Genomic DNA, 17,374 nt, shown 5'->3' on the forward strand with positions numbered 1-17,374 from the left:
ATCTGGTTTATTTTTGGTGTGTCACGCTGCGGCGCTAGCCGTCAGGTGTGATCTGCGTCGACTCAAGCAGGGCACGAAGCGTTTCACGCGCCGCTTCACTGTCCCCGACCAGAGCCTTTGATCCGCCAATGCTTGCGGCTCTGGCGGCATCGGGCAGTATCGGGTCAGATCGCAGAACTCGCGCCGCATCAGAAAGCGGCCCTTGCGCCGGATCTGCCGCAGTCGTCCAATCACTGGCGACCCAGGCCGGATCGACCGGTGCGCCGGGCTGAGCAAATTCGTCATAGGCTTGTTGAGCAAAGTCGGAATCACCCATCATGGCGCGTGCTTCGGCCCGCAATTCGAGGATGTCCTGTCCCTGCAGGCCGATCAGCGCAATTTCCGCATCGTCAGGGCGTGTTTGGGCAAGCAAGATACGAGCGCTCAAGACGCGCGCCTCGCGGTCTGAGCGGTCAGGCGCAACCTTTGCCAAAAATTGAGATGCGGCGTCCGGAAGACCTAGGGCCAGCATCCGCTCTGCCGCCGCAAGGAGTGTTGGGCGGGCCAACCCAAGCGGATGCTCGGGGGCTGGAGAAAGGGCAATCCGCATGAAAGTAAGATCCTCGGAATTTCGAATCATCGCATTTGCGGCCTCAGTGCGGGTTTCTGCGTCGATCTGGGGATCCCCGGAACTCTGGCTATTCAACTCACCGAATGCCTCTTCAAAATTGCCCTTTCCAATCATGCCCCTCACATTTGCACGCCAAAGGGTTGGACCGTCCTCGGTGCCACGCATCTCAACCGAATATGCCGATGCCAGTTCAGATATATCCTTGTCTGCCTTTTTTCCGCTTTCGGCGTTCAACTCCATAAGAGCTTCGACCGCCTGCGCCGAGGATTCACCAGAACTGTTGCGGGCCACCTCGGCCAGCCGCGAAGAGGCCGCCCCAAGATTGCCTTCACCTATATCGAGTCTGGCCTTGGCAAGCTCGATCGCGGGGCTTGGCTCTGGCTGCGCGCGGTTGATCCGTTTCATCAGATCCTGCGCCGCTGCGTTTTCGCCCGATACCAGAAGCTGGCTCACAAGACGGTTTGCAAGATATCCTTTAAGGTTATCAGGCAGCTCGTCAAAACCACGCAGAATGGCCCTTGTATTGATTTCATGATCCGACTTTGCCCCCTGAAGGTCGAGCAATGACCAGAGGGCAGCAGCGCCATCGCAATGTGTCTGACCGGAAAAAGTGCCCGCAGGATCAGGCTGGTCTTCTAGAAGATTGGCCAGGCCTTCCAGTGTTTTTGCCTTAGGGGTGTCCGCCAGCAACAGATGGGCCTTCGCTTCGGGTCCCATGCCGAAATGAAGGTAGAACTCTGCCAATCGCAAGGCCGCCGCTTCATCGATACGGTCAAGTTCGTCAACAAGACCCCGCCGCAAATCACTCAGCTGTGCATCGAAGTCCGCATCTTCCGCCCAGTCGGCCAGTGTCAGGTCGGCATCAGCAATGCAGCGATCGCCGCTCAGCAGAATGCGGCCATCCTCCAGCAAGGATTGGACTGGTGTCTCTTGTCGGGTCTGCTGATCCGCAGGCACAGACAGCTGGTCTCCCTGACCTTCAGAGTTTCCCGTCCTCGTTTCCATGCCGGGCTGCTTCGTGCTTGCCGATATCTCCAGCAACCCGCTGGTCACGGCACGTGCCAGCTGTTCTGTTATGCCACGCTCAAGCTCGAGAATGGCGGCCTCATTCGGTTCCGCTGGCCTATCGCCTGTGATCTGCGGCACCTCAGATTTACGCACGGCGCCCTCTGCAAGTTTGTCCAGCGGCAACGCGCCAAACGTTTTGATCGCTGGGGCGACAGGCTCAATCAGCAACTGGTCGCGCCCCAGCATGCTCTGCGCCGTGTTGCGTTGAGTGGGAAGGTTTCTGATCGGCCTGTTAGGATCAAGCTTTGCGATATCTACCACGAGCATGGTCCCGTTGAGAACAAATGCATCCACGCTACACTCGCATGACAATTTCAGACCAAGAGTTCCAGAGTTTGCGATTCCGGCCACTTCTGCAAGACGATCGGTGTTTATACGGGAAAACACCCCCGATGTATCAAAGGAATACTGTTTTTCAGGAAACCTGATGATCTGATCATACGAACCCTCCCCGGGCTCCAGATTCCAACGGGTTCCTCTGTCGATATCAATCACCAGACGGGTAAATTCACCGTGCTCGCCAGAGCGCACCTGAAGTGTCTGGGCCACAGCGGATCCGCCCCAGAGACACATCAAGAACATGGTGAGGAATCGTATCATGCAGCATCCTGCTTGACAGACTTCAAAGCTTCCTCAAGCTCCACAAAGCTTGGACGGCAATGCGCCGGGGTGTTCTGGCGACCAACCTCGATGCAGATATTCGTGGAGTGATTGTAAAGATTCGCCACCAGAACCTCACGGATCAGCTGATGGAAGTGACTGTCCTCCTCCACCACCGACTTGACCTTGGATGCGAAGGGACCAACCAGACCATATGCAAGGAACACCCCCAGAAAAGTCCCGACCAGAGCCCCCCCGATCAGCTTGCCCAAAACCTCGGGAGGCTGGTCGATTGATGCCATGGTCTTGATAACACCCAGAACCGCGGCGACGATGCCGAGTGCGGGCAGACCATCGGCGAGTGTCTGGAGTGCATGGCTGGGCGCCAGCGCGTGATGCAAAGACGCCTCCATCCGCTTTTCCAGAACTTCTTCGACCTGATGGGGGTCATCGTAATTCATGGAAACCGAGCGGAGCGTATCGCAGATCAGTTCGACCGATTCCCGGTCAGCCTGAATCTTGGGGTATTTGCTGAAGATCGAGGATTCGCCAGGCGATTCCACATGCTCTTCGACCGCCACAGGACTGCTGCGTGCAAGACGCACCAGTTCGAACAGCAGACACAGCAGGTCCCGATAGTCCCCGGCTTTCCACTTTGGCCCCTTGAAGACCTTTCCCATATCTTTGAAGGTGTGTTTGACGACCCCTATGTCATTCCCGATCATAAACGTGCCGACGCCAGCACCGCCGATAATCATCATTTCGAAGGGCAGGGATTTCAGGATGATGGCCATCTTGCCACCCGCCAGAAGGTAACCCCCGAAAACCATTACAAAAATGACGACGATGCCAATTATTCCAAGCATGTCAAAGCTCCGTTGTCTGACACCGCAACGATGTCATGCGAAAGTTAAGATTATCTCTGTGCGGATCTTTATGGATCTATTGAGCGCGCGCCTTGGTCACCCGGACCTTACATCACAATGAATTCGGCATGCAGCGCGCCGGCTGCCTTGATGCTCTTGAGTATGTCGATCATGTCGCGTGGCGAAACGCCTAGCGCGTTCAAACCTGCAATCACCTCGGAGAGGGTCGTTCCGCCCGGGATTTCGGCCAATCCGATTCCGGGTTCTTCAGTGATCCCGGTTTGCGTTCGTGGCACGACAACAGTTTCACCCTGGGCAAAGGGATTCGGTTGAACCGCGATTGGTGCTTCCTGAATTCTGAGCGTCAGGTTCCCCTGAGACACGGCCACACGCGAAATACGAACGTCCTCTCCCATCACAATGGTCCCAGAGCGCTGATCCACCACCACGCGGGCCCGGCGTTCGGGCTCGACCGGCAGGTTTTCGATGGCGACGACTGCATGGGCGGGCGAACTGGCCCCCGATCTGGTGAGGTCAACGCTCACCGTACCAGAGTCCAGCATCACAGCCGAGGCGCGTCCGAACTGGCGGTTGATCGCGGTTTCGATCCGCGCCGCCGTCGTAAAGTCAGGTTCCCGCAAAGCGAGACGCAGGGACGACAGCTCCGTAAAGTCGAACTCGACTTCACGCTCGATGCGCGCACCGGCAGGAATGACGCCGGATGTCGGCACCCCCTGCACCACCGTTGCAGCTTGCCCTGTCGCCTCAACGCCACCTGCAATGATTGTGCCCTGGGCAACGGCATAGATCTGACCATCGGCTGCGTTGAGCGGCGTCATGATCAGCGTACCACCCAACAGGCTTTTGGCGTCCCCGATGGCAGAAACCGTCACGTCGATCTGCCCGCCCGTGCGGCCAAAAGGTGGCAGACGACCAGTCACAAAGACCGCCGCGACATTCTTCGGGCGGAACTGTTCGCCGGTAACGTTTACACCCAGCCGTTCGAGGATGTTTGACATGATTTCCTCGGTGAAGGGGGCATTGCGCAGACCATCGCCGGTCCCGTTCAAACCCACGACAAGGCCATACCCCACCAGATCGTTGGATCGGACCCCGTCGAATTCCACCAGATCCTTGATCCGGACGTTCTGGGCCGTCAAAGGCCCACCATAGGCCAGAAGCCCAAGCACAACCGCAACGACGAGGCGCGGGCCTGCCATCATCGCATGAACTCCACAAAGGACATTCTCGCCGCCCGTGCTGTTACGGAATACAACGCCTCTAGCTGCACCTGCGCGTCCTGAAGCTTGACCGCTGTCTCGAACTGATCCGTACCAACCAGCTTGAGCCTTGCTAATTCCGTGGCCGTTTTCTCCGAAGAATTGCGCGTCTCTGTCTCTTCGATCCGGGCCTGAAGGTTTCCGATGCCCGCCCGAAGATCGGTGAGCGATGTCTGTGCATTCACCATCTGCGCCCCGGCCGACAAGAGCATTTCCTTCGTGAGATCCTGCGGAAACCCAAGAGCGGAATCACTGCTGAGCGCCGCGAGCGAGAGTGCCTTGAGCATGTCCCGGAAGACCGTGTTATCCGCACGGATATCAAGTTTGGCAGAATCCGTGGCGCTGAGACGCGTGTTGTCGACGCTTGTCGTCGATCCGGTATAGGCGGTGGTTTCAAAGCCGCCGCCGGGGGTATCGAACCAGGCATCCAACTTCGCCTCGATCCCGCTGAGCGTGGTTTCACCAGCCAGCTCGACACGCAGGGCCGCAAGTATCGTATCAGAATCGGTGATGGCGGTCCTGTCGGTGGCGACCCCACCAAAGACTGTCCGGCCCGCGGCCGTGGCATTCAAATTCCTCAGCGTCGCCCCAAGCGCGGTTTCCGCATCCCTCCCCATCGCGGCGCGCAGCGTTTCGGAAACAATGAGTTCAGCGTTCATCAGTCGCGGCGACAATTCTTCGATGCGTTCCTGCACCTGGCCCAAAGAGTTCTGCATCACATCTGAAACATAACTCGCCTCGGCGGTGGCGACCCTGTAACCCTCCAAAGCCAAGAGCGAGCGATCCAGCGTGGCCAGAACGGTCAGATCGCCCCCCAGATGCGCGGCCTTGTCATTTACGATACCCGTTGAGAGTTCGACCCCAAGAAGACCTATCTGTTCGCGCAACTTCGTCTGGTGGTGCCGCATGAGAAAGGACTGCGCCATATCGCCGATGGTTTGCATCTTATTCTCCTTAGATATTCAGGATGGATTGAAGCATCTGATCGACGGTTGTCATGACCTTTGCATTGGCCTGATAACTTTGTTCGAGCAGCATCAGAAACTGAAGTTCCTGATCCGAATCTACGCCTTCAGCCAGCTCAAGTTCGCTCAGGGCAACATTCTGGGCCTGCGCATAACTGAGCTGACTGTCCGAACGGACACGGAACGCTCCGACACCAGAAGCCCATTCCGACACAAGCCCCGACACACTGCGCGCCGTGGGGGCAAGGTTCGCGGAAGTCGGCAGTTTGGCGGTGTTCAGGGTTTGGTAGATTGTGTTGAGCAGGCTGGCATCCCCGACCTCTCCGGTTGTGGCCGCGTAAAGTCCGTCGCGCAGACGCCAGGTTTCACCACCATTGACCGAAACAGCCGGGTTCAAATTGATCCGTCCGGAAATTCCGATCTCATCCGCGGCGGTAAAGGGAAAGCCCTCATCAAGGTAAATGCCCTTGGCTCCCACCGCGATGGTACTGTCAGCCCCGCCTGCCCCAAGCCGCTCGATCACATCGCGCGCGATGCCGTCAAGCTGCGCCTGAAAGGCCACGGCCTCCTGATCCCGGATCTGAAACTGTGCCCCCAGCGTTCCACCGGACAGCGGGCCTTTTTCTGATGTGTCCAAAGCCTTGCCATCGATCTTTAGGCCGGACAGCAAACCGCTGGCCTGTGTCATGTGCGGCATGATGATTGTGGTGCTCGAATACTCAATCTTAACCGCAGGGCCGTCCACCAAAGCCTGCCCGGCCATCGTGAACAGTGCAATTTGCCCATCATCACGCTGAATGCTGCGTACCGGCACCGCTTTGGCAACAACATCAATCGCTTTCTGGCGCTCATCCATCAGAGACGAGGCATCTCGCCCCAGAAGCTCGGCCTTCTTGATGCGAATATTGAGCGTCTCGATTTGCGCCAGGTTTTGGTTCAGGGACTCCACTTGAAAGCCAATCGCCCGGTCCGCATCCTGGCGCGCGGTCTGAATCCCCTCCGAGAGGCTGTTGAAGGTCTTGGCCAAATCGTCCGCCGCCCGCGAAACCGTATCCAGACGCTGCGTAGAAGAAGGATTGCTTGCTGCTGTGATCAGCGCATTTTCAAGCGCTGACATGCGTCCGCTCAGCGATCCGCTCTCTGTCGTGCCTCCGACCATCAGCTCCATGCGCTTGGCAAAGCTCTGCAACTCCTGCCCCCGTCCCGTTTCCGCATCGGACAAGCGGCGATCAGAAAGGATCACCGGATTCACGAAGCGGGTGATCCCGTCAATCTGAACGCCGCCCATGGCCGAGGAGGATGTCTCCAGCGCGCGCCGCGCATACCCCGGGGTCAGGGCGTTGGAGATATTCGACGACACAATGCTGGCGGAGCGCGCATTTGCGGTAAGACCGCTGAGCGCGTTGGACAGAGCTCCTGAAAGGGACATTGCGGTTTCCTTTGCTAAGACGGGGTCAATCTATGGCCTGGCGAGGACGGATCAGCGTTTGATATTCGTGGTTTCCTGCAGCATTTCATCGACCGTCTGGATGATCTTTGCATTGGAGGAATAAGCGCGCTGCGTCTGGATCAGATCGGTCAGTTCCTTGGCCACGTCAGTTGTGGATTCCTCGCGCGCATTGGACACGATATCACCTGTCGGACCATCGGCCGCATCCCAGAGATAGTAGCTGCCGCTGTCCGGGGTGGGCAGGTAAACTTGTCTGTTCATCGCAAGCATACCGTTCGGATTCGGCAGATCGACCAGCGGTATCTGGAAGATTACGCGTGAAATGCCGGTATCAAAGGTCGCCCTTACGATTCCCCTTTCGTCAACACTGACCGATGTCATGCTGCCCACAGGTGAGCCGTCCTTGGACACGTTGAGCGGCGCAAAGGTGTAGCCCAGCTGGGATAACCCCCCCTCTTCCGGCAGCCCGACCTGTCCGATATAGATCTCAATGGGACCACTGTCCGTGGTGAGGATGACGGTACCGGTTGTCGTGTTATAAGTCCCACCCGTGGTGGTGGTCACCGTAGCCAGCCCCCCGCCGGAAGTGCGTGAATCATCAAAGGTCAGACCATATTGGCCGATGATCGCCCCACCCAGAGAGGAATCCGTCAGTACCATCGTCCAGGCGTTCGACGCACCGGTCGCAGGAATGGTCGGCGTATAGGTTATGGTGATTTTCTCAGACACACCCAGGTTGCTGTAATATTCGACCGAGTGTTCTCTCGGGTCGCCCGAAGAGGTCGATGTCGTCTCTCCCGCGGGCAGGTTGACGCCAAGCGACATTGTCGTCGTCGGCTCACCCATGATCTGGTTCGCGGCAATCTTCACCGGCTCCAGACCGACGCTGGTATCTCTGGGAAAGCTCGTGATGTTACCGTCCTTATCCGCAGGCGCGCCCATCAACACCAGACCCGAATCCGTCACGAGGTATCCTTCGGCATTGGTGCTGAAGGATCCCGTCGTGGTCAGCATCATCTGAGGACTGCCATTTCCGGCTTTGACCTCGGTCAAGTTGGTCACCGGCAGAAAGCCGCGTCCACGTATCGCAAGATCGGTCGCATTGCTGGTGCCGGTCAGCGATCCACCCTGATCAATAAGACGTTTGGAACTGACACTCACACCGCCAGCGGTGTATTTCCCTTTGCCGGACGACAAGACCATAGAACTGAAATCCGATTCCATCCGCTTGTACCCATATGTCTTTGAGTTCGCGATATTGTCGGAGATTGTCGCAAGTTTGCTGGCATTGGTTGCCAGCCCCGCCACGCCCGCATTCAGGGAAGAGGAGATCGTCATGGACACGCCTTTCTGCTGTATCAAGGTCTTTCGAGGCCTTTGATACGCGCCCCGGCTTAACGGGGCGCTAACAGATAAAATCCAAACCATTCCGACGGCGACCGCCCGTCACAGGCGGCGCAGAAAGATGACCTCGATCCGGCTGTTGCGAAAATTCATCAGGTTTTCGCTGATAGGCTCACGATCCGCATGGGCCGTGATGCGGTCGAACCGGCTGTCAGGCATGCCTTCTTCCTTCAGAAGGTCGCGCAGCATGGCGGCGCGTTCCGTTGACTCCTGCCAGGACAAATTTTGGGCCACCACAATTGGCGGAGTGCGCACATGGCCTTCGATGGCCAGCCGGTTCGACACCAGCCCCGAGACCCGCATGATCACACCAGAGAGCTGGCGCAACAGCTCCGTCGGCGCGCCGTCGGGATCGAACAGGCGGGCGTCCTCGGTTTCGAACAGCTCCACCACAAGACCCTCGTCGGTCACGCGGGTTTCTATATGCTGGAGCAACGCATCGGCAACGGTGCTTTCGCCCCCCCGCGACGCCAGCAATTTTTCGACTTCCTCGAACAGTGCGTCCTCGGCGGTTTTCTCGCTGGCCGTCTCGGTCTTACCGTCCAGCCCGCGCGACTTGTCGGACTCGGTCGGATTAAGGCTCGTCGCACCAGTACCGTCCTTGGTCAACGTATTTTCCGATAACACAGAATCCCCCCCGAAAGCGCCATCGCTGCCGCTCGACATGCGACTGATCGCGATTGTCGGAGAAAAATAATCCGCCAGACCGGCTTTCTGTTTTTCGGTCGTTGCGCTCAGCAGCCACATCAAAAGGAAAAAGGCCATCATCGCAGTCACGAAGTCTGCATAGGCAACTTTCCAGGCACCACCATGATGCCCGCCGCCGCCAACGATCTTTTTTCTCTTGATGATGACCGGTGCGACATTGCTGTCAGCAGCCATTTCCATCACCCTCAATACTCACCCGGGGCAAGAGATAGCAGCGGCGGTCTTAAAGCTGGTTTAACATCTAAAAATGTCGGGTTAATCGCTGGCGCGCATCCCGCGACGCCGGACCCCGCGCGGTCTTTGATGCATCGTGACACCTTTCAGGATGGTGGCCCACATCAGCTTGAAATCCTTGCAGACCGTGCTTTGCCGCGCATAGATCCGATCCAGGCGGGCCTTGCGCGGAATGCAGCGGCGGCAATAAACCGCTTCGGTATCCTCTGCTGTCGCGCAGTCCGCCAGCAGGATCTCTTCATGTCTGTGAAACGCGACGCTGGCCAGACCGGTGATCCCGGGCCGCGATTTCAGCACATCTGTGTAGATCTCGGGATATTTGCGGACATATCGCGGCAGCGGCGGGCGCGGCCCGACAAAGCTTATCTCGCCCCGCAGGATGTTCCAAAGCTGCGGCAGTTCGTCCAGACGATAGCGCCGCAACACCCGCCCGGTCGCCGTGACGCGCGACGCCTTGTGCCCGCCCGACACACCCGCATCCTTGCCCACAACAGTCATGGTGCGGAATTTCCACAGCAGAAAGGCCCGCGTCGGTGTGCTCATCCGCTTTGATTTGTACAGGATCGGCCGCCCGTCCCGCAACAGGATCACCAGCGCCACGGCGATCATCAGCGGCGCCAGAACCACACTCAGCCCGATCGCGCTCAGCAGGTCAAAGAGCTTTTTCTGAGGGGTCATTGGACCCCTTTGTAACGCATCCAGTCCGAGACGAGATGCTCTGGCCGGGCCGTCTCGGGCTGCAGCGGACAAAGCGTCGTCAGCCGTGTTGTATCAAGCGCAACGCGGCGCACCGCCCCGGCAGGCGCATGGCACCAGATCACGCGCCTGCCTGCAGCACGGGCAATCGCCTCCATCGCGGTTGGCAGGGGGGCTGCCAGGTTCAGCCGCGCGGGCAGATCGCTGGTCGGCACGGTTGCCAGCCGGGCAAGGACATGCGCCAGATCAGAGGGCGCGATATAGCTGCGCTCGGGGCCGGCCCCGTCGTCAAACCGGTCAAGATGCACATCCCCTGACCGCATCATCGCACCGAACAGGCTGTCGGCACCGGCCACATTGCCGATCCGCAGCCACACCGCCCTTGGGCCCTGCGGGTGGCGGGCCATGTCGTCGGCCAGGGCCAGCTCCATCTCCAGCTTCGCGACGCCATAGGCCGAAGGCGGACGGGGCGTCATATCCTCACTCAGCGGTTCGGGCCCCGGCGCATAAACGGCAGCGCTGGAACAGTGCAGCACTCGGTCGGCCCCGGTGGCGCGCGCGATCTCTGCGGCGCTCAGGGCCAGCGCGCTGTTCGCGGCCAGGTCCCCCCCCGGCCCCGGACAGACCCCCCAAAGCGCCAGCACCACATCCACATGCGGCAGGCCGTCCAGCGGCGCCCCCGGCGACCAGATCACCTGTCCCTCCAGCCCGCTGTCGCGCCGCACAACCGGCACAACCGTCAGACCCTCACCAGCGGCCTCCCAGACAGCACGCACCAGCCTGCCGACCTTGCCGCTCGCCCCCAGAACAAGAACCCTTGCGCCATGCTGTTTCTGCAACACTGTTCCGGGCCCTTTCCATCGTAGTTAATGAAATATTTACGTATCGGGACCATCAGCCAAGAATGAGATCGGCAAGGTTCTCAACGTCCTGGGGGGAAGATACGTGCGGAAATCTATACGTTTCGTTAAGATCTTCGCAGCGCTTCTGTTTGTTTCGGCCTGCAGCCTGCCACGCGGTGCAGCGCTGCAATCAGAGGTGCTGGCGCAATCGGGCGCAAAGAATCCGACCTTCCAGGTCGTTGCCGTGACCCGCGCAAACATGCCCGGCCTTTCTGGCTGGCCGATGACCGGGCAGGATTATGACCCCCATTGGCTCGGCACGTCCACCGGCGCGAACTCTTCGGTGATAGAATCGGGCGATCTGCTTGACGTGACAATCTGGGACAGCCAGGAAAATTCGCTGATCACCAATCCCCAGGAAAAGGTGACCCGGCTGATCGGGGTCGAGGTTGATCCTGACGGCGCGATTTTCCTGCCCTATGTGAACGAGGTTTTTGTGCGCGGCATGACGCCCCCCTCTGCCCGCGCTCATGTCCAGTCGCAGCTGGTCACCATCGTTCCTTCGGTGCAGGTCCAGCTCAGCCTGAAACCCGGGCTGGCAAATTCCGTTGATCTGGTCAGCGGCGTCGCGCGGCCAAACACCTATCCGCTGCCATCGCGCAACTACAAGATCCTGTCACTCCTCGCGACGGGTGGCGGCATTGCCCCGACCCTGCGCAACCCCGTGGTCAAACTGATGCGTGGGGACGCGACCTATCAGATTTCCGCCAGGGACCTCTATGCCTCCGGAAGCCGCAACACGACCCTGCGCGCCCGCGACACTGTTCTGGTGGAAGAGGACCAGCGCAGCTTCACCGCTCTGGGCGCCTCGGGGACCGAAAATATGATCTATTTCCCCAAGGAAAAGATCACCGCGCTAGAGGCGATGTCGCTGATGGGCGGGATTCAGGACACGCGCGCCGACCCCAAGGGCGTGATGGTTCTGCGGGAATATTCCGCCCGTCAGCTGCGCATGGACAAAACCGGCCCGGGAAGGCAGCAAGTAATCTTTACCTTTGATCTGACCTCTGCAGACGGGCTCTTTGCCGCGCGCAAATTCCAGATCCATCCTCAGGACACCGTGCTTGCCACGGAATCCCCGCTGACCAAAACCCAGACCGTGTTCAGCCTGATCGGCAGCGTCTTCGGCCTGACCCGTCAGGCGCAGGCGTTCTCGGTCAACTGACGCCGCGCCCTCGTCAGACGACTGACGCGAAACGCCCTGAAACGCAAAAGGCGCACCCACCGGGTGCGCCTTTTCATCCGTTCAGACCGCCGCAACGGTCAGATCACATCGCCGGACCGACCGACACGAGATAGGCATAAACATCTTCCATGCCCTTGCGCAGCTTGAACGCCATCTTCGAACGCGCCGAAGTGTCGCCCAGCTTTTCATCAAGAAACGCCGTCGGGTCCTGCACATAGGCCACAAAGGACTCCTCGTCCCATACCATGCCCGTCTCGCCCAGCGCCTTGATGCCATCGCCATAACGGAAATCTGCGATGCTCGCGACCGGTCGACCGATCACGCCGTAAAGGTTCGGGCCGATCTTGCCGCCCCGCACCACATCCGTGCCATCATCTGCCGTGATCGAATGGCAGGCCTTGCACTGGTTGAAAATCTTTGCTCCCGCCTCGGCATCCCCGCTGCCGGTGTGGCTGGCCGCAAAGGCCGAACTGGCCATCGTGGCCAGAAAAAAAGTCGCTGTAAGTTTGAGCTTCATGGTGAGTCTCCCTTCAACACCTGAGACTTAATTACGTAGCGTGCGCCCTTCCAAGTCAACTGTGTCGACCGAAAGAGCGCTATATTTATCAGGCCACCGCATGCGCCAGCGCGCAGCGTTTCCACAGCGTCGACAGCGCCTGCACGAGGTGTTCGATGTCCGCATCGCTGTGCAGCGGACCGGGGGTAAAGCGCAGCCGCTCTGTCCCCTTCGGCACCGTCGGATAGTTGATCGGCTGCACATAAATCCCGAAATCCCGCATCAGAATATCGGCCAGCTGACGGCATTTCACCGGATCCTTGATCATCACCGGAATGATGTGGCTGTCATTGTGCAAATGCGGAATGCCGAGGTGATCGAGACGCTTGCGCAGCTTCGCCACCTGCGCGCGTTGACGCATGCGTTCGATCTGGCTTTCCTTGAGATGCGCGATGCTGACCCGCGCAGCGGCAGCAACCGCAGGCGGCAGAGCAGTCGTAAAGATGAAGCCACTGGAAAAAGACCGGATGAAATCGCACAGCGCATCCGACCCCGACACATAGCCGCCAACAACGCCATAGGCCTTGCCCAAAGTGCCTTCGATCAGCGTGATCCGGTCGGCTAGCCCCTCCTGCTCGGAAATCCCGCCACCGCGCGGACCATAAAGGCCAACGGCATGAACCTCGTCCAGATAGGTCATCGCACCGTGCTTTTCGGCCACCTCAACGATTTCCTGCATCGGGCAGATATCGCCATCCATCGAATAAACCGATTCAAACGCCACGATCTTGGTCTTGTTCGCAGGCAGGGCCGACAGCTTGCGGTCCAGATCCTCTGGGTCATTGTGGCGCCAGATCACCTTCTCGGCGCGGGAATGGCGGATGCCTTCGATCATGCTGGCATGGTTCAGCTCGTCCGACAGGATCACCGCATCCGGCAGTCGGCTGCCCAGCGTGCTCAGCGTCGCCCAGTTGGACACATAACCGGACGTGAACAGCAGCGCGTCCTGCTTGCCATGCAGATCAGCAATCTCACGCTCCAGCAGCAAATGCTGGTGATTGGTACCCGAGATATTCCGCGTTCCTCCGGCACCGCAACCGCAGCTGTCTACCGCATCCTTCATCGCCTGGATGACCTTCGGGTGCTGGCCCATGCCCAGATAGTCATTGGAACACCACACGGTGACTTCCTCGGGGCCATTCTCGTCATGGCTGCGCGCACGCGGAAACTGCCCGCTCTTACGCTCCAGTTCGGCAAACACGCGATAGTTGCCTTCCTGCTTGAGCGCATCAAGCTGCGCATTGAAAAGTTTGTCAAAGCCCATGGGCGTCCTCCGATCTTCTGTCTTGTGGTAATTTTTGTTTGGGCGCGGGCAACATCCAGCGCCAGAGCTTCTCGTCCGGCAGGGGCAGGACCATGAACCAGTGCTCCAGCAGAGCAAGGGCGGTAAAGGCGGCAAGCAGGGCAAACCCGATCACATCCGCCGTGGTGGTGGCGGAGTAGATCCGCTCCAGCCAGCAGGCGACCGCAAAGGAAAGCGCCGTGATCGACATTGGAAACAGCCAGTTGAGCCGCGCATTGCGAAAATGGCTCGGCAGATGCGACAGGGCCGAGGGCAGGAATTCGGTGTTGATCTTGGGCACGCCCAGAAACAGGTTCAGCTTGGCCGAAATCCGGGCAAAGAACAGCACCGCAAAGGTCCAGAAGGCAAAGATGTTGTGGCTTTCCCGGCCAAAGAACCACAGCCCGATCAGCGCCGCCACCAGCACCATCTCGTGATAGGCAATGGTGCCCCAAGCGCGGATGAACCGCTCCCATTCCGGCACGTGGTCGGGGCAGACGCGCCGGTTCGGCCCGGTCACCGTGCCCGTCAGGAACGCCATCTCGATCCAGCCCCAGATCGCCAGCGCTGACAGAAAGCTGATATAGATCGTGTTGACGCCGTGCACCATCTCGCCACCGTCGGTCACGATCAGGGGCGCGCTTTCATAAAGGATACCGACCACCCCGGCGGCCAGCATCGGCAGGGCAAAGACAGTCGCCATATGCCCCGCCCGCGCCCCCCGACGGTCGGCATAACGCACCGCCATCAGGATAGCACCGGTGGAAAACCACCAGATGAAAAGTGCGAACAAAGCGGCGATCCAGGGATCATTCAGCACGGTCCTGTCCTTCTTCTCTTTCCAAATACGCCGGGGGGCCTGCCGTGTCGCGCCATTGATTCAGGAAACAATGGCCACGGGGGCTGGCCCCCACCTTGTTTATCTCAGTATGCAGGCTCCAGACGCGGGCTGTCCGGCACGCGATGCTTCAGCGCCGGGATGGCATAGAGCGATGCAAAACACAGCGCCGCCTTGGCGGATCCCGCCAGCGTCTTGACCTTGCCGCCCAGACCACCCTGCGCTTTGCCCTCGGCGATCTGCAGATTGGCGCGCTGAAGACGCTCCAGTGTCGGCTGCCAGCGCGGGTGTTCGATATCCAGCGTGATCGGAAAGATCTGCTGGGTCAGCTTGGACGTCTTGGTATAGACCTCATGCGCATACCAGTCGGGATCGACGCCCAGTGCTGCATGAAACAGCGGGCGCTGATGGTCACGCACATACATCGTGGCATAGACCGCCGTCAGGAAGAACTTGATCCAGTAGACATTCTTGCCGCTGGTCAGCTTGGGGTCGGTCTTCATCAGCAGGGCGAAGGCCTCGCCATGGCTGAACTCATCGTTGCACCATTCCTGAAACCACTTGAAGATCGGGTGGAACCGATGCTCGGGGTGCTGTTCCAGATGCCGAAAGATCGTGATGTAGCGGGCATAGCCGATCTTTTCCGACAGATAAGTGGCGTAATAGATGAACTTGGGCCGGAAATAGGTGTATTTCTTCTTCTGCGTCAGAAAGCCCAGGTTCACCGCCACCCCCGCCTCGCGCAGGGCATCGTTGATGAAACCGGCATGACGCGCCTCGTCCCGCGCCATCAGCTGGAACAGCTGGGTGATGTCCTTGTTGTTCCCACGCCGCTTCATTTCCTTATACAGCACACAGCCCGAGAATTCGGCGGTGCAAGAACTGACGAGGAAGTCGATGAACTCCTTGCGCAGACCCGGCTCCATTCCGTCCCAGTCCACATGATCCCAGTCTTCGTTCTTCTTGAAATGGCCCTTGTTCGGGTCTGAGACCATCTGCGCGATCAGCTTGTCCCAGTCCTTGCGCACCGGGGTCACATCGATCGCATCCATCTCGTCGAAATCGGTGGTGTAGAACCGTGGCGTCAGCAGCGTGTTCTGCATGGCGAGCGCGGTGGCATCATCGCTGTCGAATTTTGACTGCGCCTCCTGCACGGCCAGGCTTTCCTCGGCATTGGTGATATCCGCGGTATGTTTGACTTGCACGTCCGTCTCACCAGAGGTGCGCGGGGTCTGCACGTTCGTCGCACCAGAGGTGCGCGGGGTCTGCACGTTCATAGCTTCACCTCCTCAGAGAACGAAAATTCGCACAGCTCCATGACTTCAAAGTCCCCCGTCAGACGGGTCCAGAGCCGTTCCAGTTTCGAGGCACGGTAAATCGTCGCCTCCCGGTCCTCGATCACGATCTCACCGAAGGGAGCCATGATCTCGGGTCCGTGGACCTTGACCTCGTCCCCGGGGTGAATGACCGCACCGTTGTTGAAACGAACGTGTGCGTGCAGGCTTTCGAACTTGTGGCTGATCTCGACGGTGCAGGGCGCCCTCTCGATATCCTTTGTCAGTAGTCCCATGGTTCCGGTTCCCTTTGCTTTACTTCAGCAGACTGGCGAAGACGGCTGAATTATCCGCGCCAAACCCCATCAGGTCAGCGCCCCATCCGGTGCTGGGATCAAAGATCGCCAGACGCCCGTTTTCGGCACGCACCACGCGCACCGGTCCGTCCAGGGCCACGCGGGCCTTGGTGCGTTCGCGGTCCAGCACACGGGAAATCCCCGCGACAAAACCACCTTTTTCAGCTGAGAATTGTTTGATCAGCGTCCCGTTGGCATCCACCACACGGGCCGATCCGTCCATCTTGCCATGCAGGAACATCATCCGCTCGACAGCGATGGGGGATTGCGGCGGTGCCGACACGACCGGCCGGCCGATCCAGACGTTGATGCACACCATCATCAGGCACAGCCCGACAAGGCTGAACATCATCCGCACCAGCACCACCGGAACAAGATCCTTTTCCGGGGCATGGATGCGGGGGCGTATTTGGGCAGTTGTCATAAAGCTCCTCCTCCTATTCTGCGGCCAGGGCGGCCATTTGTGGCGCGCGGCGTTCCACCCGGGGCGTCGTCACCCGTGCCTGTGCGGCCTCGGCGATCATCTCGGCGATCTTTGCGGCCTCGGGAATGCAGCGCAGCGCGGGCTGGGTGCGCTTCATGTACCAGGGGCGTACATGCGGCCAGCACACCAGATAGCTCAGCTGGGTCTTGCCCAGCAGCGACAGCGCGATTGTGCCGTTGCCATTCTTGCGCAGCGCCAGGTCGGCCGACCCCAATTCGGTATAGGGCAGGTTCAGCGTCACGGTCAGCGCCGCCCCGATCCGCATGGCCACGCGGCGGTTGGTGACGGTATAGACAGTCGCGCGGGCCTGAACGACGCCGACGATCACCAGCATGGCGATCACGACACCACCCATGATGACAAAGGGGAATGCCGCGCCAAAGGCCTGACCAAACGGCATCAGGTCAATCACCGACACGAACCGCCACAGGGCCAGAACGCCGAAATAGCCGGCCACCCATTTAAGGCTGAGGGATTCCTTGCTCAGCGCCCACCAGTCCGGGCGCCCCTGCCACAGGATCTTTTCGCCCACAGGCGGAGTTTCCGGCAGACCGAGCACGGGTTCAGAGGCGAAATCGTCATGTGACATGGGGATACCTTCCTTTCTGGTCTCTG

Annotated in this window: 17 protein-coding genes; 1 reads left to right on the forward strand and 16 read right to left on the reverse strand. The window is 59.4% G+C overall.

The window, feature by feature from the left end; all coding sequences use genetic code 11:
- Positions 1–34 precede the first annotated feature (34 nt).
- From P775_RS05700 to P775_RS05740, 9 genes are all read right to left on the reverse strand, one after another.
- The gene (locus P775_RS05700) at positions 35–1,864 is read right to left on the reverse strand and encodes a hypothetical protein (RefSeq protein ID WP_143520828.1); all 1,830 of its coding nucleotides are present in this window, start codon (positions 1,862–1,864) and stop codon (positions 35–37) included.
- A gap of 410 nt (positions 1,865–2,274) precedes the next feature.
- Complete coding sequence (gene motA / locus P775_RS05705; RefSeq protein WP_099910079.1) at positions 2,275–3,144, reverse strand: flagellar motor stator protein MotA; 870 nt, start codon at positions 3,142–3,144, stop codon at positions 2,275–2,277.
- A 107-nt stretch (positions 3,145–3,251) separates the two neighbouring features.
- Positions 3,252–4,367: a flagellar basal body P-ring protein FlgI gene (locus P775_RS05710; RefSeq protein ID WP_245875584.1), complete on the reverse strand. Its 1,116-nt coding sequence runs from the start codon at positions 4,365–4,367 to the stop codon at positions 3,252–3,254.
- A complete protein-coding gene (locus P775_RS05715; RefSeq protein WP_099910080.1) occupies positions 4,364–5,368 on the reverse strand; it encodes a flagellin in 1,005 nt (334 codons plus the stop codon). Before P775_RS05715 ends, P775_RS05710 begins: the two co-directional genes overlap by 4 nt.
- Before the next feature lie 10 nt (positions 5,369–5,378).
- Positions 5,379–6,818 carry a flagellar hook-associated protein FlgK gene (gene flgK, locus P775_RS05720; RefSeq protein ID WP_099910081.1) on the reverse strand — a complete coding sequence of 480 codons (1,440 nt, stop codon included), beginning with the start codon at positions 6,816–6,818 and terminating at the stop codon, positions 5,379–5,381.
- Positions 6,819–6,869: 51 nt separating this feature from the next.
- Positions 6,870–8,177 carry a flagellar hook protein FlgE gene (locus P775_RS05725; RefSeq protein ID WP_180287344.1) on the reverse strand — a complete coding sequence of 436 codons (1,308 nt, stop codon included), beginning with the start codon at positions 8,175–8,177 and terminating at the stop codon, positions 6,870–6,872.
- A 108-nt stretch (positions 8,178–8,285) separates the two neighbouring features.
- On the reverse strand, positions 8,286–9,125 hold the full coding sequence (locus P775_RS05730; RefSeq protein WP_099910083.1) for a flagellar motor protein MotB: 840 nt from the start codon (positions 9,123–9,125) through the stop codon (positions 8,286–8,288).
- A gap of 81 nt (positions 9,126–9,206) precedes the next feature.
- Complete coding sequence (locus P775_RS05735) at positions 9,207–9,863, reverse strand: sugar transferase (protein WP_099910084.1); 657 nt, start codon at positions 9,861–9,863, stop codon at positions 9,207–9,209.
- A complete protein-coding gene (locus P775_RS05740) occupies positions 9,860–10,723 on the reverse strand; it encodes an NAD-dependent epimerase/dehydratase family protein (protein WP_099910085.1) in 864 nt (287 codons plus the stop codon). Before P775_RS05740 ends, P775_RS05735 begins: the two co-directional genes overlap by 4 nt.
- A gap of 103 nt (positions 10,724–10,826) precedes the next feature.
- On the opposite strand from P775_RS05740, the gene P775_RS05745 reads away from it, so the two are divergent.
- Entirely contained in the window at positions 10,827–11,948 is a 1,122-nt protein-coding gene (locus P775_RS05745; protein ID WP_245875585.1) for a polysaccharide biosynthesis/export family protein, read from the forward strand.
- 103 nt (positions 11,949–12,051) lie between these two features.
- On the opposite strand, the gene P775_RS05750 is transcribed toward P775_RS05745, so the two are convergent.
- The 7 genes from P775_RS05750 to puhB all read right to left on the reverse strand — a co-directional run bounded on the left by P775_RS05750 (position 12,052) and on the right by puhB (position 17,348).
- Positions 12,052–12,486, reverse strand: a complete 435-nt coding sequence (locus P775_RS05750; protein WP_218967633.1) for a c-type cytochrome — start codon at positions 12,484–12,486, stop codon at positions 12,052–12,054.
- Positions 12,487–12,574: 88 nt separating this feature from the next.
- Positions 12,575–13,789: a 5-aminolevulinate synthase gene (gene hemA, locus P775_RS05755; RefSeq protein ID WP_099910086.1), complete on the reverse strand. Its 1,215-nt coding sequence runs from the start codon at positions 13,787–13,789 to the stop codon at positions 12,575–12,577.
- The gene (puhE, locus tag P775_RS05760) at positions 13,779–14,627 is read right to left on the reverse strand and encodes a putative photosynthetic complex assembly protein PuhE (protein WP_180287345.1); all 849 of its coding nucleotides are present in this window, start codon (positions 14,625–14,627) and stop codon (positions 13,779–13,781) included. The genes hemA and puhE overlap by 11 nt, the downstream gene beginning before the upstream one ends.
- 104 nt (positions 14,628–14,731) lie before the next feature.
- A complete protein-coding gene (gene acsF / locus P775_RS05765; RefSeq protein WP_099910087.1) occupies positions 14,732–15,922 on the reverse strand; it encodes a magnesium-protoporphyrin IX monomethyl ester (oxidative) cyclase in 1,191 nt (396 codons plus the stop codon).
- Positions 15,919–16,215: a hypothetical protein gene (locus P775_RS05770; protein WP_099910088.1), complete on the reverse strand. Its 297-nt coding sequence runs from the start codon at positions 16,213–16,215 to the stop codon at positions 15,919–15,921. The genes acsF and P775_RS05770 overlap by 4 nt, the downstream gene beginning before the upstream one ends.
- Before the next feature lie 19 nt (positions 16,216–16,234).
- Positions 16,235–16,699, reverse strand: a complete 465-nt coding sequence (gene puhC / locus P775_RS05775) for a photosynthetic complex assembly protein PuhC (RefSeq protein ID WP_099910089.1) — start codon at positions 16,697–16,699, stop codon at positions 16,235–16,237.
- 13 nt (positions 16,700–16,712) lie between these two features.
- Positions 16,713–17,348 carry a photosynthetic complex putative assembly protein PuhB gene (gene puhB / locus P775_RS05780; protein WP_099910090.1) on the reverse strand — a complete coding sequence of 212 codons (636 nt, stop codon included), beginning with the start codon at positions 17,346–17,348 and terminating at the stop codon, positions 16,713–16,715.
- Between the last annotated feature and the right edge of the window lie 26 nt (positions 17,349–17,374).

It is taken from the genome of Puniceibacterium antarcticum (assembly GCF_002760615.1).
Classification (GTDB): Bacteria; Pseudomonadota; Alphaproteobacteria; order Rhodobacterales; family Rhodobacteraceae; genus Puniceibacterium; species Puniceibacterium antarcticum.

Coding starts and splice junctions, on each gene's coding strand:
- P775_RS05700 (WP_143520828.1), bottom strand. CDS start 1,864: ATGCTGGGGCGCGACCAGTTGCTGATTGAGCCTGTCGCCCCAGCGATC.
- motA (WP_099910079.1), bottom strand. CDS start 3,144: ATGCTTGGAATAATTGGCATCGTCGTCATTTTTGTAATGGTTTTCGGG.
- P775_RS05710 (WP_245875584.1), bottom strand. CDS start 4,367: ATGATGGCAGGCCCGCGCCTCGTCGTTGCGGTTGTGCTTGGGCTTCTG.
- P775_RS05715 (WP_099910080.1), bottom strand. CDS start 5,368: ATGCAAACCATCGGCGATATGGCGCAGTCCTTTCTCATGCGGCACCAC.
- flgK (WP_099910081.1), bottom strand. CDS start 6,818: ATGTCCCTTTCAGGAGCTCTGTCCAACGCGCTCAGCGGTCTTACCGCA.
- P775_RS05725 (WP_180287344.1), bottom strand. CDS start 8,177: ATGACGATCTCCTCTTCCCTGAATGCGGGCGTGGCGGGGCTGGCAACC.
- P775_RS05730 (WP_099910083.1), bottom strand. CDS start 9,125: ATGGCTGCTGACAGCAATGTCGCACCGGTCATCATCAAGAGAAAAAAG.
- P775_RS05735 (WP_099910084.1), bottom strand. CDS start 9,863: ATGACCCCTCAGAAAAAGCTCTTTGACCTGCTGAGCGCGATCGGGCTG.
- P775_RS05750 (WP_218967633.1), bottom strand. CDS start 12,486: ATGAAGCTCAAACTTACAGCGACTTTTTTTCTGGCCACGATGGCCAGT.
- hemA (WP_099910086.1), bottom strand. CDS start 13,789: ATGGGCTTTGACAAACTTTTCAATGCGCAGCTTGATGCGCTCAAGCAG.
- acsF (WP_099910087.1), bottom strand. CDS start 15,922: ATGAACGTGCAGACCCCGCGCACCTCTGGTGCGACGAACGTGCAGACC.
- P775_RS05770 (WP_099910088.1), bottom strand. CDS start 16,215: ATGGGACTACTGACAAAGGATATCGAGAGGGCGCCCTGCACCGTCGAG.
- puhC (WP_099910089.1), bottom strand. CDS start 16,699: ATGACAACTGCCCAAATACGCCCCCGCATCCATGCCCCGGAAAAGGAT.
- puhB (WP_099910090.1), bottom strand. CDS start 17,348: ATGTCACATGACGATTTCGCCTCTGAACCCGTGCTCGGTCTGCCGGAA.